Raw genomic sequence first — 23,148 nt, 5'->3', positions numbered from 1 at the left:
ATTTTAACGCAATAAATATCCGAAAACTTTATAAATAATTTAAGAAAAATTTAAGATTTGAATGTCTTAATGCTTAAGACTTAGTGTGTTCCACCCAAATTAAGTCACTAGTATTATATCCAATATCTTTTGCTTTTTGTAAAAATTCTTCTTTTACAGTTTCTGGAATTGTAGGTTTTCGTGATAAAATCCATAAATAATCTAAATTTTTACCAGCTACCAAGGCGTATTTATAATCATCGGCCAAAGCAATAACATTATAACCAGAATAAAATGGACCAAAAAACGAGACTTTAAGTTTTGCGATGTTGTCGCTATCTAAAAATTTTGCTTTTCCCTCAACTTCCGTCCACTCTTGTTTTACATAATTATAACCTCGATTTACCACTTTAATAGTGTTGTTGTCTGGATTTATAGAATAATTAGCCGTAGTATTATTTAGGTCTTTTTCAAATTTAAAATCTAATCGTGCGATTTCATACCACTTTCCTAAGTATTTTTCTTTGTTAAAAGGGCTAACAGCTTCTGCGTTTTTAGGAATTGTTGCGCAAGATGTAAATACAATTCCGGTTACTAAAATGAGTAGAGCAGGTATAATATATTTTGTATGTTTCATTATATGATATTTAAAATATTGAACATGTATTTATGAACTGTAATTTTATTAATTGTAAGGCAATAATGAGGATGGTATTACATGTTTTTTTGATTGAAATGAATACACTAGAGTTGACAAAATACTTTAGATTTTATAGTGAGTGATATAAGTATAATTGTATTTAAGCTTGCTTCTTTTTAAGAAAAGGTCCAGTTAATAATAAACCAATACCACTTCCAAAGGCAATACCTTTAAAGAAATCGAATGCATCATTTTGAAGACAATAATGTAAGAAGATTCCTGTGCTGATACTTAATATGCCTAGAATAAAAGTTATTTTCGTTTTCATGTATTTACTATTTAAAAAAAAAGTAAGTTAAAATTTTTTTTGAAACAGTATGAGGTTAAATGGTCATTGAAAACAGTTTAGTTTCCGGTTTACTTTCATGCAGTTTTAAATCGAAGGCCATACAAATATTTCTAATAAACAGACGTCCTTCTTCTTTTACCACTAAATGGTTTTCATAAATATCTAGAATACCATCATCTTCCATCTCTTTTAAATGCGATAAAATTTCAGGTAATGCTTGTAATTGCATATTTGGGTTTTTCCATGACGTTTCAAGATTACACATAATATTAAGGATGTGTTGTCTCACTATTAAATCTTGTGCTGTCAGTAAGTGGCCTTTAATAATAGGTAATTCATTAGCTTCTAAGCGTGCATAATAAGCGTCTATTGTTTTCTCGTTTTGAGCAAAACTGTACCAGGAGTCACTAATAGACGATACACCTAAACCAAGCATGAGTTTTGTTTTTCCAGACGTATAGCCCATAAAATTACGGTGTAGACTTTTATTTTTCATAGCGAGATACATGCTATCTGTAGGTAATGCAAAATGATCCATACCAATTTCTACATAACCAGCCTCAAAAAAGAGTTGTTTCCCTAATTCGTATAGCGCACGTTTTTCGTTATCCTGTGGTAAATCTGAGTCTTTAAATCCGCGTTGTCCGTTTCCTTTAATCCAAGGTACATGTGCATAACTGTAGTAGGCGATACGGTCGGGTTTTAATTCGACTGTCTTTTTAATGGTTTCTCGTATACTAGATTCGGTCTGAAAAGGCAATCCAAAAATTAAATCGTGACTAACAGAGTCGTAACCAATGGCACGAGAATCTTTGGTTACTCGTTTTACGTCATCAAAAGATTGTATACGGTGAATGGCTTTTTGTACTTTAGGGTCGTAATCTTGAATTCCAAAACTGTTACGTGTAAATCCTAAATCGAATAAAACTTGAAGTTGTTCTGTAGAGGTGAAATTAGGATGGCCTTCGTAACTAAATTCAAAGTCTTCTGCTTTATTCGCGGTTTTAAAAATTCCACGTATAAGTTTTGATAAATTTTCAGAAGAAAAAAAAGTTGGAGTGCCACCTCCTAAATGTATTTCTTTAATGTTTGGCGTCTCTTCAAGAATATTACAGTACATAGACCATTCTTTTAAAACCATATCTATGTAAGGTTCTTCAACGCTATGTTGCTTGGTAATGCGCTTATTACAGGCACAAAAGGTGCATAAACTTTCGCAAAAAGGAAGGTGTATATATAGACTTATTCCTTCTGTAGTATTAGATTCTCTAAAAGCAGTTTTAATTGTAGTACTCCAATCTTCTAAAGAAACACCATGTTTGTCCCAATATGGTACAGTTGGGTAGCTAGTATAGCGAGGTCCTGGAATGTTATATTTTTGAATTAAATGATGCATTATGTATAAATTTTAACCGAAGAACAGATGCTGTTCTGTAGCAGATAAAAGTTTTGCAAAAATACAATTTATTTAGCTGTTGTTTAAGTCTTTTATAAATATTGTACTGTATAAATAATACATAAATGTTTGTTTTTAAATTCTGAAAGATGTAAGATTTGAGTTTAAAACAAACTAATAATTAGGTAGTTAAGGAAGGTGTTTTTAGGGCTAATTTAGTAAGTATTCTTAAAATGATGCTATTCGTAAAAAATTAAACGTACTTTTGCAACTTCATAAAGAATGATATCAATAAAAATAGGATATCATTTTCTTCAATACTAATGTATGTCATTTAATTCACTAGGCCTATCTGAAGCCTTATTGAAAGCAATCAATAAAAAAGGATACGACACGCCATCTCCAATACAAGAAAAAGCAATTCCACCCATATTAGAAGGGAAGGATGTATTGGCATCGGCACAAACAGGTACAGGTAAAACCGCGGGTTTTACGTTACCATTATTACAAATTTTAAGCGAAGGTGTAACCAAAAGACACCGTCCTGTGAGAGCTTTAATACTTACGCCAACACGAGAGTTGGCGGCACAAATTTTTGAAAATGTTAAAGAATATAGCGAATTTTTAGATTTAAGATCGGCTGTAATTTTTGGAGGCGTAAATCAACGTCCGCAAGCTGCACAGCTTAAACGCGGTGTAGATGTTTTAGTAGCAACGCCAGGACGTTTGTTAGATTTATGCAATCAAAATATATTATCGTTATCTAGTGTAGAAATTTTTGTTTTAGACGAAGCAGACCGTATGTTAGACATGGGGTTTGTAAGAGATATAGAACGTATAATAAAGTTAATCCCTAAAAAGCGTCAGAATTTAATGTTTTCTGCTACGTTTTCTAAAGAGATTAAAAAATTAGCAAACGGTATTTTAACCTATCCTGTTGCTGTAGAAGCAACTCCAGAAAACACTACTGTTGAGGTTATTCAGCAAAAAGTGTTTCGGGTTGCGAAAGGCAAAAAAACAGGTTTGGTCATAAAATTAATTTCTGAAGGAAACTGGCAACAAGTTTTAGTATTTACAAGAACAAAACATGGCGCAAACAACCTGACTAAAAAATTAATTTCTTCTGGTATTACTGCAGCAGCAATACACGGAAATAAAAGTCAAGGAGCAAGAACAAAAGCTTTAACGGGTTTTAAAGATGGTACTATTCGTGTAATGGTTGCTACAGATATAGCCGCAAGAGGATTAGATATCCCATTGTTACCACATGTTATAAATTACGAAATACCTAATATTTCTGAAGATTATGTACACCGCATTGGTAGAACGGGTAGAGCAGGAGCAAGCGGAGAAGCGATATCTTTAGTGAGTGCAGACGAAACGACTTTTTTGAAGGATATTCAAAAATTAATAGGTATGACTTTACCTGTAGAAATTATTGAAGGTTTTGAGCCAGATCCAAATGCTTCTACAGCTCCAATTAAGCAAGGACAAGGGCGATCTAGATCTAACCGAAATTCTAAAGGATCGGGAGCTAGACCTAAATCAGGAAATAGAAACTCTAATAAAAGTAACGCCTCTGGTTCAGGTAATAAATCGCGTGCTAGAAGATCTTAAATTATGAGTAGTCAGCCAAATAATCCATTACATGGTGTGAAACTTGAACAGATGTTAATAGATCTGGAAGCGCATTACGGTTGGGAGTATATGGGGTATACTATTAATATTAAATGTTTTACTCAAGATCCATCTATTAAATCGAGCTTGAAATTTTTACGTCGTACACCTTGGGCACGAACTAAAGTAGAACAGATGTATTTAAAGATGATATCTAAAAAGAATTAGTATTTTTACAAATAATCAATTCAAACCAATAATTATGAAAAAATCAGTATTAGTATTGGCATTAGCCTTAAGTGTTACAACGTTTTATAGCTGTGATTCAACAAAAGCAGCATCAACTTCATCAGACGCATCAACATCAATGTCTGACATGGGAGTAGATCAAATGAAATCTTATCTTATGAATAGCCCAGAAGCTCAAGCAAAAGTGAAGGATGCTATTGTTTCAGATCCAGATTCTACATTAAGTACTCAAGTTACTGACTATTTAACTACGAGTTCAGATACTAAATCTCAAATTACCGATTACTTATCAGGTTCTGGTACCAAAGCAAAAATATTAGAATATGCTATGAATAACCCAGAGTTAACAAGTAAAGTGATGAGTTATATTACTAGTAATCCAGATCTTTTAAAACAAGCTATGAGTTTAATAGGGATGTAATCTTACAGAAAATTATATTTTAAAAGCGATTAAGGCATAGTCTTAGTCGCTTTTTTTATTTAAATTAGAGAGAAAGCAAAGTATTCTGTAAGTAAAAGCGAAATAAATAAACCAAGGTTGTAACTTTGCAAACACTAAAATGGAGTAACAAATGAATCATAAAGCCGGTTTTGTAAATATTATAGGAAACCCTAACGTTGGGAAATCTACATTAATGAATGCGTTTGTAGGTGAGAAATTATCTATTATTACCTCTAAAGCACAAACGACACGTCATCGTATTTTAGGAATTGTAAATGGCGACGATTTTCAGGTTATTCTCTCTGATACTCCCGGAATTATAAAACCAGCTTACGAGTTGCAATCGTCTATGATGGATTTCGTGAAATCGGCTTTTGAGGATGCCGATGTACTCGTTTACATGGTTGAAATTGGTGAAACCGAGCTAAAAGACGAAGCCTTTTTTAATAAAATTACAAGTGCAAATATTCCTGTTTTATTGCTTTTAAATAAAATTGACAAATCCGATCAAGAGCAACTCGAAACCCAAGTTGGATTATGGAGTAGTAAAGTACCCAATGCAGAAATTTTTCCAATTTCAGCTTTAGAAGGATTTAATGTGTCTGAAGTTTTTAATCGTATTATTGAATTGCTTCCAGATTCACCACCATTTTATCCAAAAGATCAGTTAACAGATAAACCAGAGCGTTTTTTTATAAACGAAACCATTCGCGAAAAAATATTACTTCATTATAAAAAAGAAATCCCATATGCCGTAGAAGTCGATACGGAAGAGTTTTTTGAAGAAGACCAGATTATTCGTGTACGTTCTGTAATTATGGTAGAACGCGAGACTCAAAAAGGAATTATTATTGGACATAAAGGTGCGGCTTTAAAACGTGTTGGTGTAGAGGCACGGAAAGATTTAGAAAAATTCTTCGGAAAACAAATTCATCTTGAATTATACGTAAAAGTCAATAAAAATTGGCGTTCAAATGCCAGTCAATTACGTCGTTTTGGGTATAATCAAAAGTAAAAAATTATAAATTTAGGCTAGTTGTCATAAAACGGTGTAATAATAACATGTCGTTTTTACCTTTAGCTCTGCCAGCTCTACCAATAAAATAGAATATAAACCAAAGTGCAATCATGCTTATACAAACTGTAAGTTGTATACTGTAACTTTGGTCTAAAACCCAATTGGAATAACCCCAAATTCCAAATCCAATAAAGAGCATTGCTACTATAAAATGTAAAAACATAAAAAGTGTCCACACGGTTGGATTTGGGCCGAAAAGTCCATGTATACTACAAGTATCCTTTTCTAGAGCATTAACTTCTAGATGCAATTGTGGCGACCAAAAGTGCTGTTTAGGTTTGGGAATACGTATAAAAACATGATCGTCTACACAAGACACAATATAATGTGTTTGCGTGTCTTTTAATGCTTCAAAAATGGCTAACACAGTTTGGTGTGCTCTCGGTATATTTAATTTAAACCTGGGTCTTAGTACTATTTCATTGTCTAAATTCATAGTTTTTCATTCATATTAAATAGAATGCTTTAAAATACAGTTTTTTCTTAAAAATCTAAACACTACCTTTGCAGACAATTAAAAGTGTATGAGTAATATAGTAGCCATAGTAGGAAGACCAAATGTTGGAAAGTCAACATTTTTCAATCGTTTAATTCAACGTAGAGAAGCCATAGTAGATGCCGTAAGTGGTGTTACTCGCGACAGACATTACGGTAAAAGCGATTGGAACGGAAAAGAGTTTTCTCTAATCGATACAGGAGGATATGTAAAAGGAAGTGATGATGTGTTTGAAGCTGAAATCGATAAACAAGTGGAGTTAGCTATTGAAGAAGCTGATGCTATTATCTTTATGGTAGATGTGGAAAGCGGCGTTACCGGAATGGATGAAGATGTTGCTAAGTTATTACGTAAAGTTACCAAGCCTGTTTTTTTAGTAGTCAATAAAGTAGATAACGGGAAACGTGCCGAAGATGCTGTAGAATTTTATGCGTTAGGTTTAGGTGAATATTTTACTATTGCTAGTATTAATGGTAGTGGAACAGGAGACTTATTAGATGCTCTTGTGGAAGCTTTACCAGAACAAGAAGAAGAAGAGGAAGAAGAAACTTTACCTCGTTTTGCAGTCGTTGGGCGTCCTAATGCAGGAAAATCTTCTTTTATTAATGCCTTAATAGGTCAGGAGCGTTACATTGTTACTGATATAGCAGGAACTACACGCGATTCTATTGATACGAGATATAATCGTTTTGGATTTGAGTTTAATTTAGTCGATACGGCTGGAATTCGTCGTAAGTCTAAAGTAAAAGAAGATTTAGAATTTTATTCTGTAATGCGTAGTGTTCGTGCTATAGAACATAGCGATGTCTGTATTATAGTTTTAGATGCAACACGTGGATTTGATGGACAAGTACAAAATATATTCTGGCTTGCAGAGCGTAACAGAAAAGGAATAGTAGTACTTGTAAATAAGTGGGATTTGGTTGAAAAGGAAACCAATTCGGCTAAAGAATACGAAAGACAAATTCGTAAAGAGATGGAACCTTTTACTGATGTACCAATTGTATTTATTTCGGTTTTAAACAAACAACGTATATATAAAGCAATTGAAACGGCTGTAGAAGTTTATAAAAACAGATCTAAGAAAATTAAAACAAGTGTTTTAAACGAAGTGATGTTACCAATTATAGAAAATTATCCGCCACCAGCATATAAAGCAAAATATGTAAAAATTAAATTTATTACACAGTTGCCAACACCGCAACCTCAATTTGCTTTTTTCTGTAATTTACCACAGTATGTTAAAGATTCGTATAAACGATTTTTAGAAAATAAACTGCGCGAACATTTTGATTTTAATGGAGTACCCGTAAGTGTGTACATGCGTAAAAAATAATAAAAAATTAATTTAATTTTTACCACCCATTCTTTAAGCAAGAATGGGTTTTTTTATAATTTTTTTTAAATATGATAAATAAAATATATATTATTTTAAACCTTTTAAGATTTACAAAGTCCAAGTAATTAGAGATCTAGTGTGTTAAAACATTTGGGTTTAATTACAAGCAAACTTTTTATGATACATCTTTTTATTTTTAAAAATTATAATTGATTTAGATTTAAATCAATTGGTAAACTTTAATAATGTAGTGCGATATACATGTAAAGGTCAATTTGTGTCTCCATTTTTAGATGTGATTTTTGAAACTCCTAATGTTGTTGAGGTTGAAACACGTTACTCTTCTCAGTTTAGAAATTGGACTTATAGTATAAATTCGTTTGATGATACTCAATTTACCATTCATAATTTAAGAATTAATACAGCAACATATTTTCCTAAAAATATCGAGAGGAGTAATAATGTCAACAATAATTCTAACATCTCTGATGGTTTTCAAAAAGTTATGGTTTTCGAATGGTACGACATTGTATTCTATCTTAAAAGATACTGGATACATTACGTTAAAGATTTACGATGTTTTAAATCAAAACATTAATGCTCGCCATATTGTTAGTCAGGATTTGTATTTAGAATAGCGAAAGTAATGTCTTGTATTAATACTTTTTAATAGGTTTCAGTTGGAAATTTAATAGTTTAGGAATTTAATATTTAAGCATTAGCGCTATTGTTTTCAATCACTAAACGTGTTCTTGGTAAACTATCAGGATAATTTTTTTGAATGTACTCTATCATTTTTTCTCGAATGTACACTCTTAAATCCCATGCCATAGGCGAATTTTTTGCACTAACTAAAATTCTAGACTCTACAGTGGTTTCTTTAGATTCTGTGACTTGTAGCACATTTACTTTTCCATCCCATAAATTGCTCCCTTCTAAAAGGCGTGTTAATTCTTTTCTTAAATCATCAAAAGGAATGTTGTAGTCTGTATATAAAAATATAGTTCCCATGATATCCGCATTATTTCTAGTCCAATTTTGAAAAGGTGTTTCTAAGAAATAAGATGAAGGTAAGACCAATCGTCTTTTATCCCAAATTCTTACCACAACATATGTTAAATTAATTTCTTCGATCCAGCCCCATTCACCTTCAACCACAACGGCATCATCTATTCTAAAAGGTTGCGTAATGGCTATTTGAATTCCTGCAAGTAAGGCACCAACCACTTTTTGCGCAGATAAACCTAAAATAATACCTGCAACTCCCGCAGAAGCAAATAGACCCACACCAAATTTTCTAATGCTATCAAAAGAGAGCAGTATTAATCCTACAGCCATTAAAATAATAATAAAAATTATAACCTTTTCAAGGATATTAAATTGTGTATAAATTTTTCTTGAGTTTAAGTTATCTTCTTTAGTTATATCATAATGTTTTAAAAACCGAATCTTTAATTTACGTAACACTTCTATGCTTACCCATGCTGCAGCTGCAATTATAAAATTTTGCTTTTGTTGTGCTAAAAAAGAAAAATCTAAAGTTGTTACACGAGTTAGCAATTCTGATATTGGGTTTAAAAACGAGGCAAGTATAAGAAGAAAGATGCTTACTATAAGTTTGGAATGTGTGTTTTTCATAGGGTATGTTTTTTCAATTTTACCATGTAAAAGCACGTATTCACTAAAATATACTTCAGTAAATATGTATGCTATTATAGCCTTTTGTTTAAAGTTAATTAAAAAAAGATAAAATTAAAAAGCATACAGCTAGGATCTGAGTAGAAATCAGATTAATAAAAAATAAAGCATTTAAATTGAAAATTTGATAATGATTTACCAACTTCCGCCTGCACCACCACCGCTAAAGCCTCCACCACCGAAGCCACCACCAAAGCCTCCGCCACCACCAAAGCTTCCGCCTCCAGAAGATCCAAAACCTCCGCCAAAGCTTCCGCGGCCCATATTACTTAAAATAATAGCGTCTAAAATGCTTGTAGGTCTGCGGTTGTTTCCATTACCACCCCCATTACCACCGCGTTTGTTTTTAGATATGGCAATTAGGAAAATAATAAAAATAAAAATGATAAAAACTACTTTTTCTATAGGGAAATCGCTAGTAGTTGTATTTTGTCTCGTGCCTTGATATTCTCCCATAAGGAGCTGAAAAATAGCGTCGGCACCTTTATCTAATCCACTGTAAAAATTACCAGTTTTAAATTCTGGAATAATAATATTTCTTGTAATTTCTCCAACGATACCTGCTGTAAGTTTATGTTCTACACCGTAACCTGGCGAAATCCATATTTTACGATCATCTTTAGCTAATAGTATAAATACCCCATTATCTTCTTTTGCCTGTCCTACGCCCCATTTTTGTGCCCATTTAGGCGCTAGAAGTCCAATGTTTTCGCCTTTAGTTGAGGCAATAATTGCAACCACAATTTGAGTAGAGGTTGTGTCTGAATATTTTACAAGTTTATTTTCTAAAGTACTTTTTTCTGTAGGCGATAATAAATTGATATAATCGTAAACACTGGTTTGAAATTCTGGTTTTGTAGGAATATCATATTGCGCTGTAACTAATTGTGTGAAACAAAAAATAATACAGTAACAAGAAAATAACCAAGTGTTTTTTAAGTTTTGCACGATCTATCCGTTTGAAATTTCGTTAGGTAATTCGTTAATATCTGAAGCGTCCCAAGGAAAATTGGCTTGAAGTTCTTTCCCGGCTCTTAATACACCTGCTACAAGACCTTCTTTAAATTTACCTTGTTTAAAGTAAGATTGGATTACATCTTTAGTTGTATCCCAGAAGGTATGGCCTACAACGTCATTAATACCTTTATCACCATAGATTACAAAGGTTCTATCTTCTACAGCCACATAAATAAGGACTCCGTTTTGTAGTTTGGTATTATCCATTTTCAACATATGAAAAACTTCCATTGCACGTTGGTATACGTCAATGGAAGCTGTTTTTTCTATATGGATACGGATTTCTCCCGAAGTCTGACTTTCGGCCTGTCTAATGGCTTCAACGATCTCGTTTTCTTCTTTTGGGCTAAGAAATCTTTCTACTTTAGAGTCCATTGTTTTTTATTTGAAATCAAAATCAACATCTACAGGTTTTTCTGCACCAGCTTCAGCATCAAAATAAGGTTTAGCTTCAAAATTAAATAATCCTGCTAATATTGAATTTGGAAACGTTTTTACATGGTTGTTATATGGCTTAATATTCTCGTTATAACGTACACGTGCCGTTTGAATGGTGTTTTCTGTGCTTGTTAACTCGTCTTGAAGTTTTAAGAAATTTTGATTAGATTTTAAATCAGGATAACGTTCTACAGACACTAATAATCGAGATAAGGCACTACTTAATCCGCCTTGAGCTTCATTAAATTGTTGAAGTTGTTCTGGTGTAATATTCTCAGGATTAATTGTGGTAGAGGTTGCTTTTGCGCGAGCTTCAATAACATCTGTTAAAGTAGATCGTTCAAAATCTGCAGCACCTTGAACTGTTTTTACAAGATTTCCAATAAGGTCGTTTCTACGCTGATAAGAAGTTTGTACATTTCCCCATGCTTCTGAGACGTTTTCATTTAAACGTACCGCAGTATTGTTGAAGCCTTGCCCCCATTTGTAAAAGCCTATTACTATAACGGCTATGATAATTACTGGAATTAACCATTTTTTCATGAGTCTTGGTTTTAAAGTTGGTTTTTAATTCTAATAAGTTGACTTTTTATGTCTTCTAATTTATTGATTATATCAAAGTTAGTTAAAGTTTTTTTCTTTTCTTCTTTTAAATGTGTTTTTGCGCCATCTAAAGTAAAGCCTCGTTCTTTGACTAAATGAAATATTAATTTAAGATTTTTTATGTCTTCGGGTGTAAATTTTCTATTCCCTTTGGCATTTTTTTTAGGTTTAAGTACATTAAATTCTTTTTCCCAAAAACGGATTAATGAGGCATTTACACCAAATGCTTTAGCAACTTCGCCAATACCATAGTATCGTTTTTCAGGTAAATCTATATGCATTAATCTAGTGATTGATTTTCTAAAGAAGCTTTTTCTAAAAGGTTATTGTATTCTTCAGGTGTTAAACTGCCATAATAGAAATTGGTTGGGTTAATACGTTCACCATCTTTAAAAATTTCATAGTGTAAATGTGGCCCTTCAGAACGTCCTGTGCTACCAACAAAGCCAATTAAATCACCTCGTTCCACTTTTTGGTTTTTCTTTACATTATATTTATAAAGGTGTGCGTATAAACTTATGTACCCGTAACCATGATCAATTCTAATATGGTTTCCATATCCAGTAGAGTGGTTGTCTGCTCGTGTAACAATACCATCTCCTGTGGCATAAACAGGCGTTCCTCTTGGAGCTGTAAAATCCATACCATAGTGAAATTTTCGGGCTTTAGTAAATGGATCAGTTCTGTAGCCGTACCCGGAAGCTATTCGAGTTAAATCTACATTATTTACAGGTTGTATTGCAGGTATTGCTGCTAATAGCTTTTCTTTATCTTCTGCAAGTTTTGCTATTTCGTCTAAAGATTTAGATTGGATAACAATTTGTTTTTGAAGTACATCAAGTTTTTTACTACTTTCAATAATAAGTTTAGAATTATCATACCCTTCTAAACTTTTATAACGGTTTATACCTCCAAAACCTGCTTTTCGCTGTTCTTCTGGTATAGGGTTTGCCTCAAAATATATTCTATAAATATTATTGTCTCTATCTTCAATACTTGCTAAAACTTCAGAGGCTTCATCCATTTTTTTATTAAGCATGTCATAGTGCAACTGCATGTTTGTAAGTTCACGCTTCAAAGCCTTTTCTTTAGGAGATTCAACAAATTGACTAGTAATTGAAACGATTAAAAAACCAAACAATGCGGCGGCTGTTAAGAAGCCTAAGATGTATTTAAACGTTTTACGTTTCTTTCGCTCTATTTTACGATAGGAAAGCGTCTCAGAATCATAATAATATTTTACCTTACTCATTATCTAATTTATACTATTTTTGCAATTATATTGTATAACACATGGTGTTAAATTATAGGCTTAATGGCAAACCTACAAAAAATATTTTCGTTGCAAATTTAACAAACAAATGACAATATTTTGCGTCTAGCTCTAGGCAAAGCTTAATTTAACAATATATTTGCACTTTAAAACCAGAAAACGACTTTTTAAAAGTAGTCAATTTAATAACAGTTTGTTACATATTATATGAAATCTCAAGACATTCGCTCTAAATATTTAGAATTTTTTAAAAGTAAAGGTCATACTATTGTGCCTTCAGCACCAATGGTTTTAAAAAACGACCCTACGTTAATGTTTGTTAATTCAGGGATGGCACCTTTTAAAGAGTATTTTTTAGGGCAGGCTAAACCCATAAATAATCGCTTAGCAGATTCTCAAAAATGTTTACGTGTGTCTGGTAAGCATAATGATTTAGAAGAAGTAGGATACGATACGTATCACCATACATTGTTTGAAATGTTAGGGAATTGGAGTTTTGGAGATTACTTTAAAAAAGAAGCAATTGCTTGGTGTTGGGAACTATTAACAGAAGTGTATGGAATTGATAAAGATATTTTATATGTAACCATTTTTGAAGGTGATGAAGCAGATGGTACACCAATGGATCAAGAAGCTTACGATTTTTGGAAAGCAATTGTTCCTGAAGATCGTATTTTAAAAGGTAATAAAAAAGATAACTTTTGGGAAATGGGTGATCAAGGACCATGCGGACCTTGTAGTGAAATTCATGTAGACATACGCTCGGCAAAAGAAAAGGCAAAAGTAGATGGTAAATCTTTAGTTAATGCAGACCATCCTCAAGTGGTTGAGATTTGGAATTTGGTATTTATGCAATATAACCGAAGAGCAAACGGAACTTTAGAAACGCTACCAAATAAACATATAGATACAGGAATGGGGTTTGAACGCTTATGTATGGTTATGCAAGGTGTTCAATCTAATTATGATACAGATGTGTTTACTCCAATTATTCGAGAAATTGAAACTATTTCTAAAACTAATTACGGGAAAGACGAACAGGTAGATGTCGCGATTCGTGTCATTTCAGATCATGTTCGTGCTGTTGCTTTTTCAATAGCAGATGGGCAGTTGCCAAGTAATACTGGAGCCGGTTATGTTATTCGTCGTATTTTACGTCGTGCAGTACGTTATAGTTTTACATTTTTAGACCAAAAAGAACCGTTTATTTATAGACTAGTAAATGTACTTACTAGTAAAATGGGAGAAGCTTTTCCTGAGTTAAAAATTCAAAAACAACTTATACAGAATGTAATTAAAGAAGAAGAAGTTTCTTTTTTACGTACGTTAGATCAAGGTTTAATTTTATTAAACGGAATTATAGAAAATGCATCTGGTGCAGTAATATCTGGTGAAAAAGCATTTGAATTATATGATACTTATGGATTTCCGATTGATTTGACCTCTTTAATACTTCGTGAAAAAGGCTTAGAGTTAGATGAAGCAGGCTTTCATGCCGCAATGGAAAAACAAAAATCAAGATCGCGTTCTGCAAGTGAAATGTCTACCGATGATTGGACCATTTTAATTGATGATGCAATACAGGAGTTTGTTGGTTATGATCTTTTAGAAGCTCAAGTTAGAATTACGAGATATAGAAAAGTAGTATCTAAAAAAGATGGTACAATGTATCAATTAGTATTTAATCTTACGCCGTTTTATCCAGAAGGAGGTGGTCAAGTAGGTGATAAAGGTTATATAGAATCTCCAAATGGAGATATCACGTATATTTTAGATACTAAAAAAGAAAATAATGTAGTTTATCATTTAGTAAAAGAGCTTCCAGAAGATATTTCAAAAGTGTTAAAAGTAGCTGTAGATAATAAACAGCGTAATAGAACATCGTGTAATCATACCGCGACACATTTATTACACCAAGCTTTACGCGAAATTTTAGGTGATCATGTAGAGCAAAAAGGTTCTGCTGTGCATTCAAAACATTTACGTTTTGATTTTTCACATTTTTCTAAAGTGACTAACGAACAATTACAAGATATAGAAGATTTTGTTAATGCACGTATTGAAGGAAAATTACCTTTACAAGAACAACGTAATATTCCAATGGAGAAAGCAATAGCAGAAGGTGCTATGGCTTTATTTGGAGAGAAATATGGCGATACGGTAAGGTCTATCCGTTTTGGAAAGTCTATAGAACTTTGTGGCGGAACTCACGTACAAAATACAGCCGATCTTTGGCATTTTAAAATTACATCTGAAAGTGCAGTAGCATCTGGAATTCGTAGAATTGAAGCGATTACAGGCGATGCTGTAAAAGATTTTTATACAGATAATAGTGCCATTTATTTTGAGATGAAAGAATTGCTTAATAATGCTCAAGAACCTATAAAAGCACTTGTACAATTACAAGAAGAAAATTCAAGCCTTAAAAAACAAGTCGAGGCCCTTTTAAAAGAAAAAGCTCAAAATGTAAAAGGTCAGCTTAAGCAAGAGCTAGAAACTATAAATGGTATTCAGTTTTTAGCAAAGCAATTAGATCTAGATGCTGCTGGTATTAAAGATTTATCTTTTGAATTGGGGGGCACTTTAGAACATGCATTTTTAGTGTTTGCAACAGCACAAAATGGAAAGGCATTGTTATCGTGTTACATTTCTAAAAGTTTAGTAGAAAGTCATAAACTAAACGCCGGACAAGTGGTTCGCGAATTAGGAAAATATATACAAGGTGGTGGTGGAGGCCAACCGTTCTTTGCTACTGCTGGAGGAAAAAAACCAGAAGGTATTGCTGAAGCGTTAGAGGCTGCTAAAAGTTATGTTGTAAACGCATAAACTCATGAAATTTTTTACCGAGATCCCAATACAGCAACAAACTGAAAATCAAATCGATTATCAGTCTAAGGTGTTGTTATTGGGATCTTGTTTTGTAGAAAATATAGGACAGAAGTTAGATTATTATAAATTCAATATACGTCAAAATCCGTTTGGAGTATTGTTTCAGCCAAAAGCAATTGAGCAACTTATACAACATGCACTGCAAAATAAACAGTACGTTAATGAAGATGTGTTTAAACATCAGGAGTTATGGCATTGCTACGATGCACATTCTAAACTAAGTGGTATCGATCAAGAGTCTGTATTACAAGGCCTAAATTTAGCGTTACAAGACACACAAGATTATTTAAAAACAGCTTCGCATATTATTATTACGCTAGGAACAGCTTGGGTTTACAAACATCTTGAGTCTTGTGTTACTGTTGCAAATTGTCATAAAGTACCTCAAAAAGCATTTAAAAAGGAATTGTTAAGCCCTGAGGAAGTAGCTAAGTCTTTACAAAGTATTATAGGGTTAATTAATTCTGTAAATCCAAACGCGACCGTTATATGTACTGTATCTCCAATAAGACATATAAAAGATGGTTATATAGAAAACTCCCGAAGTAAATCGCATTTACTTACAGCAATTCATCAGGTTTTAGACACTTCAAACAGGGAAAGATTGCAATATTTCCCTTCTTATGAAATCATGATGGATGAGTTGAGAGATTATCGTTTTTATGCATCAGATTTAGTGCATCCTAATGCAATAGCTATAGATTACATTTGGGAGAAATTTAGTAATGCTTGGGTATCATCTTCAGCTACCAAAATAATGCAGGAAGTACAAACCATTCAAACAGGGTTGAGCCATAAACCTTTTAATGCCACATCAGAAGCACATCAAAAATTTATTAAAGATTTACATACAAAAATTAAGAAACTTCAAGAAAGGATAGCAAGTATTGATTTTAAGGTGTAGGAAATTATTCTGATATGTTTATAATCAATACATTATAGCTAATATTTTAGTTAATCATCTAAAAATATCGTTAGTAATTTAAATAAAAATTAACTTGGGACTGCTATTAATCAATCTGTTAAGAGCATCAACGTCTAATAAGCATACTATAATGTGTCTAAGAAGTTGATGCTTTTTTTATTGTCTGAAAATACCTTTGGAATAAACATATTTTATACCTTTAATTAAAAATTAAATTAATGCGAAATATAATTTATGGCGTTCTTGTTGCTATAGTCTTATTCTTTACGTTTAAATATTTTAATACAAAGAAAGCAGATGAAGCAGAACTTTTAGAAAACTCTATGCTAATACAAGAGCAAATTAAAAATGTAGGGAAGCTGGTTGTAACTGAAGGACATTTTAGTGAGGTTTTTTCTTATAAAGATTCTAGAGATGTGTTTCCGTATTTGGTTACTGCAGAGAAGAAAGCATTGGTTGTAGTAAATGCTGATGTAACAATTGCTTACGATTTAAGTAAAATAACTTACGATATAGATGAAGTAAACAAAGTATTAAATATCACTTACATTCCAAATGAAGAGATTAAAATAAGTCCAGAATTTGAGTATTATGATATTCAAGCCGATTTCTTAAATCAGTTTGAAGCCAAAGATTATAACAAGATTAAAAATAAAGTGAAAGCCTCTTTAATGAAAAAAGTAGAGCAGTCTGAGTTTAAGAAAAACTCTAAAAATAGACTGATTAGTGAGTTGGCTAAATTCTATATTTTAACAAATTCTTTAGGCTGGACGCTTCAATACAATAACACGCCAATATCAGGAGAAGACACACTTAGTAATTTAAAATTATAGTATTTTTTTTAAAGATTTATAACTACCTCCATTAGTAGCTTCAATACCGTTTAAAAGTAAAAATTTAACGGCTTTGGCAGATCTTACGCCACTAGCACAACACACTATAAAAGGCTTCTGTGCTTTTTTTAATGTGGATTTTTTTTGTTGTAATTGGTCTATAGGTACATTTTCAGAACCAATAATATGGTCTTTTTTGTATTCTTTTGGAGTGCGTACATCTAAAATAATAGCCCCTTTAGATTTGAAATGCTCGATATCTCGTTTTTGTTTTCTGAATAAAAAATCTAATAATCCCATCTCTTTTTTTATAAAAATACGAGTTTTATCATGAAAAAGAAAGGATAATAAGGCGCAACTTAAAAATTTCAGTATCTTCGATTTTAAATATTTAGGCTTTTAAAATATGGAAAAACCTTTTGTAGAACAATTTGTATTTGAGGGTGTTAGCACCATTACATTTTATAGTCCATCTCATAATGCATTACCTAGTGATTTACTTTTAAAACTAGAATTAGAAATTAATTTGGCGGCTAAAAATGATGCTGTTCGGGTAGTCATTTTGCAAAGTCAAGGCGATAGAACCTTTTGTGCTGGAGCAAGTTTTAATGAACTTATAGCTATTGAAACGGCAGAAGCGGGGCAGTTATTTTTTTCAGGTTTTGCAAAAGTAATTAATGCCATGAGAACCTGCCCTAAATTTATAGTTTGTAATGTGCAGGGAAAAACTGTTGGTGGAGGCGTTGGTATCGCTGCAGCAGCAGATTATTGTTTGGCCACAAAATATGCTGCAATTAAATTAAGTGAGTTAAGTATTGGTATAGGCCCTTTTGTAATAGAACCTGCAGTAAGTCGTAAAATAGGAGTGAACTCTATGTCTGAAATGGCAATTAATGCAGAACAATTTTATAGTGCCGAATGGGCAAAACAAAAAGGATTATATGTAGAGCTATATCCGTCTAAAGTAGAAATGCAAACAGCTACAGCCGATTTAGTTAATAAGCTTAAAACTTATAACCCGGAGGCTATGGCAGCAATGAAGAGCATTATGTGGACAAACACCGCACATTGGGACGAGTTATTGGTAGAGCGTGCTAGAATAAGCGGTACTTTAGTACTTAGTACGTTTACAAAAACAGTATTACAAAAATATAAAACAGCTTAGGTACAATATTTAAAAAACTAAAGCTATAAAACAAAACAAAGAATCTAGAAATAGATTCTTTGTTAATTGCTGTTTTTCTTTTTCAGGTAAATCGTTATTTTTTTAATTCAGGAGGATAATTCTCTAGGATTTTATTTACGAATTCCTGGATGCGTTCTTCCTTTTTATTTATATTATCATTTAATACTCCAGAACCTACACCTTGCCAAACCAACTCTTTTTTGGTAGCGTCTATAAGATCAATAAATAACGTACCTTCTGTAGATCTGGTTACAGATGTATTGTTGAAGTTATTATAGTAGTAAGGACTCCACCCCCAACCATATCCGTAAGGGCCCCAACCCATATTGTTGTTGTAAACATTTACTTGTTCTCTAGCCTTAGTGAAAATGCTAATTAGTATATCTGGATTTTCAGATTTAGTATAGCCTTTAGCTGTAAGTTCGGCCTCAATAGCATGTAAAATACGGCGTTTATCTATGTCGTTAATTTCTGCTTTATCAATTCCGGTTTTGTAAAAAGCAAAGGTCTTGTATTGGTCAAATGTTGTCGATTTATCGTAATCTGAAGCAACTTTAACAGAGCTGCAAGAGCTTAATAGTAGTAGAATAACTAAAACTGGTAGAAATTTTAAGATCTTTTTCATAGGTATTGTATTAGATATTGTTTAATAATTATATAAAGCTAATTAATAATAAATTAAAAGCTATTTTTTTAAGGCTAAAAACAAAGGAATACATAGCACAGTAAGGAGTCCCTGTATTATGTATTTAAACTGGGTTTAATATATTTTTCACAACAAAAATCATACCGTTTTGCAGTTTTTGGATTGTAATTGGTTTGTTTCTAGAGGTTTTTTGGTTTAAAAACTATCTGTTTTTTTATCGTATCCATAAGGACAGTGTCTACATCCGCTTTTACAACAATAACCTCTTTTTAGATGATATTGAGCTGTAAAGCAACGGTAACCTTCAGGCGTTAAATAATAATCGCCTTCTTCTACTGGAATTATTTTTTTCATGATGTTCAAATATAATGTAATTTGGATTGATTTTTGAAAGAGATAACTTATGATTTTAATTTCAAAACACATCATTCCTAAAGGATTTCAGGGAATCACGTTGTATCCGTTTGTGGTATTAAGAACACCTAGTCTTAAAACAAATCAGGTTTTAGTAAATCATGAACGCATTCATCTTAAACAGCAGTTGGAACTATTGATATTGCCTTTTTATATCTGGTATGCTGTAGAGTTTTTAATTCGTTTTGTGCATTGTAAAAATTGGCATATGGCATATAGAAACATTTCTTTCGAGCGTGAAGCATATATAAATGAACAAGACCTTAACTATTTAAAGTCAAGGTCTTGTTTAGCATTTAGGAAATATATATAAGTGTTTATAAATATGTGTTTATCTGTAATTCAATAAATAATTTTCTGTGTTTTAGTGGTTCCGTTTGTTAAAGTTGCTTTTACTATTAACGGACTGTTTGTGGGTTTTAATTGATCTAATTTTACTTCAGAAGTATTTAATTTATTTGCCTGATAAATCACACGGCCTAAAACATCAAATATTACAATGTCATTTATAGTGTTAGTTGTAGTACTTGCTTTAATGAAGTTTTTAGTTGCTATAATTCTAAATTCAGAATCTGCTATAACATCATCAACACTCAAGCTTTTATCTTGATAACGTAATATAAAACGATCGTTAAAAGTTCCAGCTTCAGTAGTGAACTGATAAGGAGAATTACGTAAGTCGTGTACAACATTTGTATAAGTGTCTTCAAGATAAATATCTTGATCAGTCTCAAATACACCATCTACTTTATTTATTCCAATGGTAAATACATCTTCTTTTGTGCTAATTAGGCCTAAAGCCACTTTGTCTGTTTCTAAAAAAGGATTGGCTTTACCTTGTATAACAAATGCTTCATCTTCTATGATAGAATAGATGCAAGTGTTATCTGAATTCATAATTACAGCATCATAAAGTGGATCTTTAGCGTCTGATGCATCATCAAAATAACCTAAAAGCATATTCGAGGATATTTCTTCACTATCGATTAAATCTAACCAAATTCTATTTTTTGTGTTACTAGTTCTATAAAAATCTGAGTTACTATATTCTGAAGTATAGCTTCGCATGTCGTTAGTGAATGTTACAGTATTTGGGGTACTTGCAGCATGCTTCATTAAAACAAAGAAACCTTGTCCTGAGGCAATATAACCATCAAATCCAGAAGGAGAAGAACCCGCTAGAGTATAAGTAATATAATCGTCTGCGTTGTAACTTGCGCTTTCGTTAGCATAAAAAGGAGTGTCGTTTCCAGAGCTAAGTTCTGAGGCATGAGTCCAAATACGTATACCTCCTTCTATAGTACCTACAGAACTACCAGTATCTAAAGAATCACTGTTTTCTGTTAAAAAATCATCGGCATTAATAGCTGAAGGGTAGGGGTTTCCTATTAAGTTCCAATTATCGTCTAATTTAGTCACAGCAGTGCTTGAAATATCTATATAATCACTTCCGTTATACGTACCTCTAGTTATGGTTGTGTTAATAGTCCCATTGTTAGGTTTGTTGTTTTGAAATGACGCTGTATAATTTTCACCTCTTATGATGTATCCTTTTCCAACAGTCATATTTGTATTTGATACTTTAGACCACTTTCCGTATTTATTATCTATTGTAGGTAACCATTCATAACGATATGAGGTGGTTGATATGTTATCTATATTAAAGTTCTGAACAGGAGAAGACCAATATGTGTAATCTGTATTATGTGCCGTTGTAGAAGTTCTATTCATGGTAAATGTTCCAGAAGACAAATTAGTATCCTCACTAGATTGTATTAAACTCGCATTCTCATTAAGAGTTATATCCCCGTCTAAGCTTAAGGTCTCATCAATTATTAGTACAGAAGTGTCATTAATATCCCATGAAGCGTTAGTAGATGTTAATGAGAAATTTTTTACAGTTAAGAGACTATTGTCTTCAATAGTACCATTAGCACTAGATTCTAAATATCCATCTTCCATAATTAATGAGCTACCATCTGTAATATAAATCGGGGAATTAGAAGAAATAAATTCAGTAACCTGTAATTCTGCTTGAACAGATAATGTTAATTGAGAGTAATCTCCTAAAATAGTAATGGATTTAGCGTAGGCAATACCATTACTGTTTCCTGTAGTTTCATATCCTTTTATTTTGGGGTTGCTGTTACCATTCAAAGTGTTTATAATAACACAATCATTTGCTGTTGGTATACCTTTAGGTTCCCAATTACTAGAAACAAACCATCCTATACCGTTATCTCCTACCCATGTTTTGCAGCTTGCTTCTTTCTCTGCAAATTCTTTTACAACTAAGGTGTAATCTTCAGCTTGTCCTTTTTGGTATTCATTACAAGCTCCATTAGCATAGCCATCATCTTCTCCTGTCTTAATAATACGCATTGTAGTTGTTCCTAGTTTAGCAATACTAGGTACATTTATGTTTCCAGAAGCATTTTCACTGTCTATTCCAGTAGAGTTTTCATTTTCTCCTATGTCGTATTTCTCATTACTATCATTAAAGTCACCATCTTGATTCCAATCTATATAGGCTACATAGTAATTTTTATAATTTCCATTTGTGTTTCCTTTGATTGTAATTTCATTATTATCACTTCCTTGTACAACTGTACCAACTTGTGTACAAAATAATTCGTTTTCTTGACTACTTGTAGTATTGGATGCGTAATCTATACCTGCAAAATTAACATGAGTTATAGCTTCAATTGTTTGAAATTCTGTTAAGCAATATTGGGTAGAGTTATTGTTTCCATATGTCATAGTAATACGAATGTAACCGTCTCCACCGTCTCCACCTTTGGCAGGAGCACCATTAACTTGTGTTCCACCACCACCACCAGCACCAGGACCCCCATCATAACCATCTCCAGCATCGTTCCCAAGACCACCAGCTCCGATAGATATTCCATCTGCATCGTTAGCTGCATCTTCCCCATCTTCAGCTGCTTGGTCACCGTAAGCTATTTGTCCTCCGTTATTAGCTTGGTTTACTCCAATATAAAAGGCATTATTTTTTCCTCCCTGCATGATAGTTCTATCAGAACTTTGACCTCCATTAGTACCAACAACACCTTTTCCTCCTTCCCCAATTGTATATGAAAAAGTTAGGCCTTCTTCTACTAAATTATATTCTATAGAAGAATAATCTCCTGCATTACCTCTTTGACCTCCTCGGTTAGAGTTAGAACTACCACCACCAGCACTACCTGCACCCCATGCTTCTACAAATATTTTAGTTACACCACAAGGTGCTACAAAAGTTCCAGAACCAGGTTGATCTAGGATAATAACAGTTTCCTGTGCTGTTGATACAAGGCCAATGAGTCCAAAACATAGTAGCATAGTAAATTGCTTGAATAAAGAAGTATTAAAGGAAAAAGCATCTTTAATTTTTGTGTAGGTAGTTTTTGTTAGCATAATAATTAAGGATATCAATTTAATTTACAAAAATAATTGTTTTTATATTTTAAATATATTTTTTAGAGTAAACACTGTATTAATTTAATAGTTTTTTTTGATATTATATTTAAATCATTAAGTTTATTTCTACAGAATTTTATTTTTGTAGTAAAAAAAAAACTAAGCGTAAATATTTAAGGGCTTGGGGTTTAAAAGCGGTTAGCTACAAAATTATGACAAAT

At 32.5% G+C, this 23,148-nt stretch carries 25 protein-coding genes; 11 read left to right on the top strand and 14 right to left on the bottom strand.

Annotated features, from left to right (window positions below):
• Positions 1-73: 73 nt before the first annotated feature.
• The 3 genes from FNB79_RS01755 to hemN all read right to left on the bottom strand — a co-directional run bounded on the left by FNB79_RS01755 (position 74) and on the right by hemN (position 2,364).
• Positions 74-616, bottom strand: coding sequence for a lipocalin family protein (locus FNB79_RS01755; RefSeq protein WP_143379660.1), 543 nt, complete (start codon positions 614-616; stop codon positions 74-76).
• Positions 617-779: 163 nt separating this feature from the next.
• On the bottom strand, positions 780-947 hold the full coding sequence (locus tag FNB79_RS17145) for a hypothetical protein (protein WP_185967827.1): 168 nt from the start codon (positions 945-947) through the stop codon (positions 780-782).
• Positions 948-1,002: 55 nt separating this feature from the next.
• The gene (gene hemN / locus FNB79_RS01750) at positions 1,003-2,364 is read right to left on the bottom strand and encodes an oxygen-independent coproporphyrinogen III oxidase (protein ID WP_143379659.1); all 1,362 of its coding nucleotides are present in this window, start codon (positions 2,362-2,364) and stop codon (positions 1,003-1,005) included.
• A 327-nt stretch (positions 2,365-2,691) separates the two neighbouring features.
• Here hemN and FNB79_RS01745 point away from each other — a divergent pair, with 327 nt between their 5' ends.
• The 4 genes from FNB79_RS01745 to era all read left to right on the top strand — a co-directional run bounded on the left by FNB79_RS01745 (position 2,692) and on the right by era (position 5,687).
• Positions 2,692-3,981, top strand: a complete 1,290-nt coding sequence (locus FNB79_RS01745) for a DEAD/DEAH box helicase (RefSeq protein ID WP_143379658.1) — start codon at positions 2,692-2,694, stop codon at positions 3,979-3,981.
• A 3-nt stretch (positions 3,982-3,984) separates the two neighbouring features.
• Positions 3,985-4,209 (top strand): VF530 family protein, encoded by a 225-nt coding sequence (locus FNB79_RS01740; RefSeq protein WP_143379657.1) that lies wholly within the window; start codon positions 3,985-3,987, stop codon positions 4,207-4,209.
• Positions 4,210-4,243: 34 nt separating this feature from the next.
• Entirely contained in the window at positions 4,244-4,651 is a 408-nt protein-coding gene (locus FNB79_RS01735) for a hypothetical protein (protein ID WP_143379656.1), read from the top strand.
• A 151-nt stretch (positions 4,652-4,802) separates the two neighbouring features.
• Positions 4,803-5,687 (top strand): GTPase Era, encoded by an 885-nt coding sequence (gene era / locus FNB79_RS01730; RefSeq protein ID WP_143379655.1) that lies wholly within the window; start codon positions 4,803-4,805, stop codon positions 5,685-5,687.
• 4 nt (positions 5,688-5,691) lie between these two features.
• Here the strand turns inward: era and FNB79_RS01725 are convergent, their stop codons facing one another.
• Positions 5,692-6,186, bottom strand: coding sequence for a GTP-binding protein (locus FNB79_RS01725; RefSeq protein ID WP_143379654.1), 495 nt, complete (start codon positions 6,184-6,186; stop codon positions 5,692-5,694).
• Between the two features lie 88 nt (positions 6,187-6,274).
• Between FNB79_RS01725 and der the strand changes: the two genes are divergently transcribed.
• Together der and FNB79_RS01715 are read left to right on the top strand one after the other, a co-directional pair.
• Positions 6,275-7,582 carry a ribosome biogenesis GTPase Der gene (gene der / locus FNB79_RS01720; protein ID WP_143379653.1) on the top strand — a complete coding sequence of 436 codons (1,308 nt, stop codon included), beginning with the start codon at positions 6,275-6,277 and terminating at the stop codon, positions 7,580-7,582.
• A gap of 253 nt (positions 7,583-7,835) precedes the next feature.
• Entirely contained in the window at positions 7,836-8,183 is a 348-nt protein-coding gene (locus FNB79_RS01715; protein WP_143379652.1) for a hypothetical protein, read from the top strand.
• Positions 8,184-8,296: 113 nt separating this feature from the next.
• Here FNB79_RS01715 and FNB79_RS01710 read toward each other — a convergent pair whose 3' ends face one another.
• The 6 genes from FNB79_RS01710 to FNB79_RS01685 form a co-directional block, all read right to left on the bottom strand.
• Positions 8,297-9,223 carry a mechanosensitive ion channel family protein gene (locus FNB79_RS01710; protein WP_143379651.1) on the bottom strand — a complete coding sequence of 309 codons (927 nt, stop codon included), beginning with the start codon at positions 9,221-9,223 and terminating at the stop codon, positions 8,297-8,299.
• Between the two features lie 195 nt (positions 9,224-9,418).
• Positions 9,419-10,231, bottom strand: a complete 813-nt coding sequence (locus FNB79_RS01705) for a TPM domain-containing protein (RefSeq protein ID WP_394345100.1) — start codon at positions 10,229-10,231, stop codon at positions 9,419-9,421.
• 3 nt (positions 10,232-10,234) lie between these two features.
• Positions 10,235-10,675 (bottom strand): TPM domain-containing protein, encoded by a 441-nt coding sequence (locus FNB79_RS01700; protein ID WP_143379650.1) that lies wholly within the window; start codon positions 10,673-10,675, stop codon positions 10,235-10,237.
• 6 nt (positions 10,676-10,681) lie between these two features.
• Positions 10,682-11,281: a LemA family protein gene (locus tag FNB79_RS01695; protein ID WP_143379649.1), complete on the bottom strand. Its 600-nt coding sequence runs from the start codon at positions 11,279-11,281 to the stop codon at positions 10,682-10,684.
• 11 nt (positions 11,282-11,292) lie between these two features.
• Positions 11,293-11,622 (bottom strand): MerR family transcriptional regulator, encoded by a 330-nt coding sequence (locus tag FNB79_RS01690; RefSeq protein WP_143379648.1) that lies wholly within the window; start codon positions 11,620-11,622, stop codon positions 11,293-11,295.
• Positions 11,622-12,593, bottom strand: coding sequence for a M23 family metallopeptidase (locus FNB79_RS01685; RefSeq protein ID WP_143379647.1), 972 nt, complete (start codon positions 12,591-12,593; stop codon positions 11,622-11,624). Before FNB79_RS01685 ends, FNB79_RS01690 begins: the two co-directional genes overlap by 1 nt.
• 228 nt (positions 12,594-12,821) lie before the next feature.
• Between FNB79_RS01685 and alaS the strand changes: the two genes are divergently transcribed.
• The 3 genes from alaS (at position 12,822) to FNB79_RS01670 (ending at position 17,261) form a co-directional block, all read left to right on the top strand.
• Positions 12,822-15,440, top strand: a complete 2,619-nt coding sequence (alaS, locus tag FNB79_RS01680; protein WP_143379646.1) for an alanine--tRNA ligase — start codon at positions 12,822-12,824, stop codon at positions 15,438-15,440.
• A 4-nt stretch (positions 15,441-15,444) separates the two neighbouring features.
• On the top strand, positions 15,445-16,407 hold the full coding sequence (locus FNB79_RS01675; protein WP_143379645.1) for a GSCFA domain-containing protein: 963 nt from the start codon (positions 15,445-15,447) through the stop codon (positions 16,405-16,407).
• Between the two features lie 239 nt (positions 16,408-16,646).
• Positions 16,647-17,261, top strand: coding sequence for a DUF4230 domain-containing protein (locus FNB79_RS01670; RefSeq protein WP_143379644.1), 615 nt, complete (start codon positions 16,647-16,649; stop codon positions 17,259-17,261).
• Here FNB79_RS01670 and FNB79_RS01665 read toward each other — a convergent pair.
• Positions 17,256-17,561, bottom strand: a complete 306-nt coding sequence (locus FNB79_RS01665; RefSeq protein ID WP_143379643.1) for a rhodanese-like domain-containing protein — start codon at positions 17,559-17,561, stop codon at positions 17,256-17,258. The two genes, FNB79_RS01670 and FNB79_RS01665, sit on opposite strands and share 6 nt — an antisense overlap.
• Before the next feature lie 106 nt (positions 17,562-17,667).
• Here FNB79_RS01665 and FNB79_RS01660 point away from each other — a divergent pair, with 106 nt between their 5' ends.
• Positions 17,668-18,426: an enoyl-CoA hydratase/isomerase family protein gene (locus FNB79_RS01660; protein ID WP_143379642.1), complete on the top strand. Its 759-nt coding sequence runs from the start codon at positions 17,668-17,670 to the stop codon at positions 18,424-18,426.
• A 94-nt stretch (positions 18,427-18,520) separates the two neighbouring features.
• Here FNB79_RS01660 and FNB79_RS01655 read toward each other — a convergent pair whose 3' ends face one another.
• Together FNB79_RS01655 and FNB79_RS17140 are read right to left on the bottom strand one after the other, a co-directional pair.
• Complete coding sequence (locus FNB79_RS01655) at positions 18,521-19,072, bottom strand: DUF4136 domain-containing protein (protein ID WP_143379641.1); 552 nt, start codon at positions 19,070-19,072, stop codon at positions 18,521-18,523.
• Between the two features lie 216 nt (positions 19,073-19,288).
• Complete coding sequence (locus tag FNB79_RS17140) at positions 19,289-19,447, bottom strand: DUF5522 domain-containing protein (protein ID WP_185967825.1); 159 nt, start codon at positions 19,445-19,447, stop codon at positions 19,289-19,291.
• A 49-nt stretch (positions 19,448-19,496) separates the two neighbouring features.
• Between FNB79_RS17140 and FNB79_RS01650 the strand changes: the two genes are divergently transcribed.
• Positions 19,497-19,820 (top strand): hypothetical protein, encoded by a 324-nt coding sequence (locus FNB79_RS01650; RefSeq protein WP_143379640.1) that lies wholly within the window; start codon positions 19,497-19,499, stop codon positions 19,818-19,820.
• A gap of 29 nt (positions 19,821-19,849) precedes the next feature.
• On the opposite strand, the gene FNB79_RS01645 is transcribed toward FNB79_RS01650, so the two are convergent.
• On the bottom strand, positions 19,850-22,924 hold the full coding sequence (locus FNB79_RS01645; protein WP_143379639.1) for a GEVED domain-containing protein: 3,075 nt from the start codon (positions 22,922-22,924) through the stop codon (positions 19,850-19,852).
• Between the last annotated feature and the right edge of the window lie 224 nt (positions 22,925-23,148).

Source organism: Formosa sediminum (assembly GCF_007197735.1).
Lineage (GTDB): Bacteria > Bacteroidota > Bacteroidia > Flavobacteriales > Flavobacteriaceae > Formosa > Formosa sediminum.
The sequence above is the reverse complement of the archived record's forward strand: the minus strand, read 5'-3'. Positions and strand labels throughout refer to the sequence as shown.

Excerpts from the sequence above, each read along its gene's own strand:
- FNB79_RS01755 (WP_143379660.1), bottom strand. The coding sequence starts at position 616 with ATGAAACATACAAAATATATTATACCTGCTCTACTCATTTTAGTAACC.
- FNB79_RS17145 (WP_185967827.1), bottom strand. The coding sequence starts at position 947 with ATGAAAACGAAAATAACTTTTATTCTAGGCATATTAAGTATCAGCACA.
- hemN (WP_143379659.1), bottom strand. The coding sequence starts at position 2,364 with ATGCATCATTTAATTCAAAAATATAACATTCCAGGACCTCGCTATACT.
- FNB79_RS01745 (WP_143379658.1), top strand. The coding sequence starts at position 2,692 with ATGTCATTTAATTCACTAGGCCTATCTGAAGCCTTATTGAAAGCAATC.
- FNB79_RS01740 (WP_143379657.1), top strand. The coding sequence starts at position 3,985 with ATGAGTAGTCAGCCAAATAATCCATTACATGGTGTGAAACTTGAACAG.
- FNB79_RS01735 (WP_143379656.1), top strand. The coding sequence starts at position 4,244 with ATGAAAAAATCAGTATTAGTATTGGCATTAGCCTTAAGTGTTACAACG.
- era (WP_143379655.1), top strand. The coding sequence starts at position 4,803 with ATGAATCATAAAGCCGGTTTTGTAAATATTATAGGAAACCCTAACGTT.
- FNB79_RS01725 (WP_143379654.1), bottom strand. The coding sequence starts at position 6,186 with ATGAATTTAGACAATGAAATAGTACTAAGACCCAGGTTTAAATTAAAT.
- der (WP_143379653.1), top strand. The coding sequence starts at position 6,275 with ATGAGTAATATAGTAGCCATAGTAGGAAGACCAAATGTTGGAAAGTCA.
- FNB79_RS01710 (WP_143379651.1), bottom strand. The coding sequence starts at position 9,223 with ATGAAAAACACACATTCCAAACTTATAGTAAGCATCTTTCTTCTTATA.
- FNB79_RS01700 (WP_143379650.1), bottom strand. The coding sequence starts at position 10,675 with ATGGACTCTAAAGTAGAAAGATTTCTTAGCCCAAAAGAAGAAAACGAG.
- FNB79_RS01695 (WP_143379649.1), bottom strand. The coding sequence starts at position 11,281 with ATGAAAAAATGGTTAATTCCAGTAATTATCATAGCCGTTATAGTAATA.
- FNB79_RS01690 (WP_143379648.1), bottom strand. The coding sequence starts at position 11,622 with ATGCATATAGATTTACCTGAAAAACGATACTATGGTATTGGCGAAGTT.
- FNB79_RS01685 (WP_143379647.1), bottom strand. The coding sequence starts at position 12,593 with ATGAGTAAGGTAAAATATTATTATGATTCTGAGACGCTTTCCTATCGT.
- alaS (WP_143379646.1), top strand. The coding sequence starts at position 12,822 with ATGAAATCTCAAGACATTCGCTCTAAATATTTAGAATTTTTTAAAAGT.
- FNB79_RS01675 (WP_143379645.1), top strand. The coding sequence starts at position 15,445 with ATGAAATTTTTTACCGAGATCCCAATACAGCAACAAACTGAAAATCAA.
- FNB79_RS01670 (WP_143379644.1), top strand. The coding sequence starts at position 16,647 with ATGCGAAATATAATTTATGGCGTTCTTGTTGCTATAGTCTTATTCTTT.
- FNB79_RS01665 (WP_143379643.1), bottom strand. The coding sequence starts at position 17,561 with ATGGGATTATTAGATTTTTTATTCAGAAAACAAAAACGAGATATCGAG.
- FNB79_RS01660 (WP_143379642.1), top strand. The coding sequence starts at position 17,668 with ATGGAAAAACCTTTTGTAGAACAATTTGTATTTGAGGGTGTTAGCACC.
- FNB79_RS01655 (WP_143379641.1), bottom strand. The coding sequence starts at position 19,072 with ATGAAAAAGATCTTAAAATTTCTACCAGTTTTAGTTATTCTACTACTA.
- FNB79_RS17140 (WP_185967825.1), bottom strand. The coding sequence starts at position 19,447 with ATGAAAAAAATAATTCCAGTAGAAGAAGGCGATTATTATTTAACGCCT.
- FNB79_RS01650 (WP_143379640.1), top strand. The coding sequence starts at position 19,497 with ATGATTTTAATTTCAAAACACATCATTCCTAAAGGATTTCAGGGAATC.
- FNB79_RS01645 (WP_143379639.1), bottom strand. The coding sequence starts at position 22,924 with ATGCTAACAAAAACTACCTACACAAAAATTAAAGATGCTTTTTCCTTT.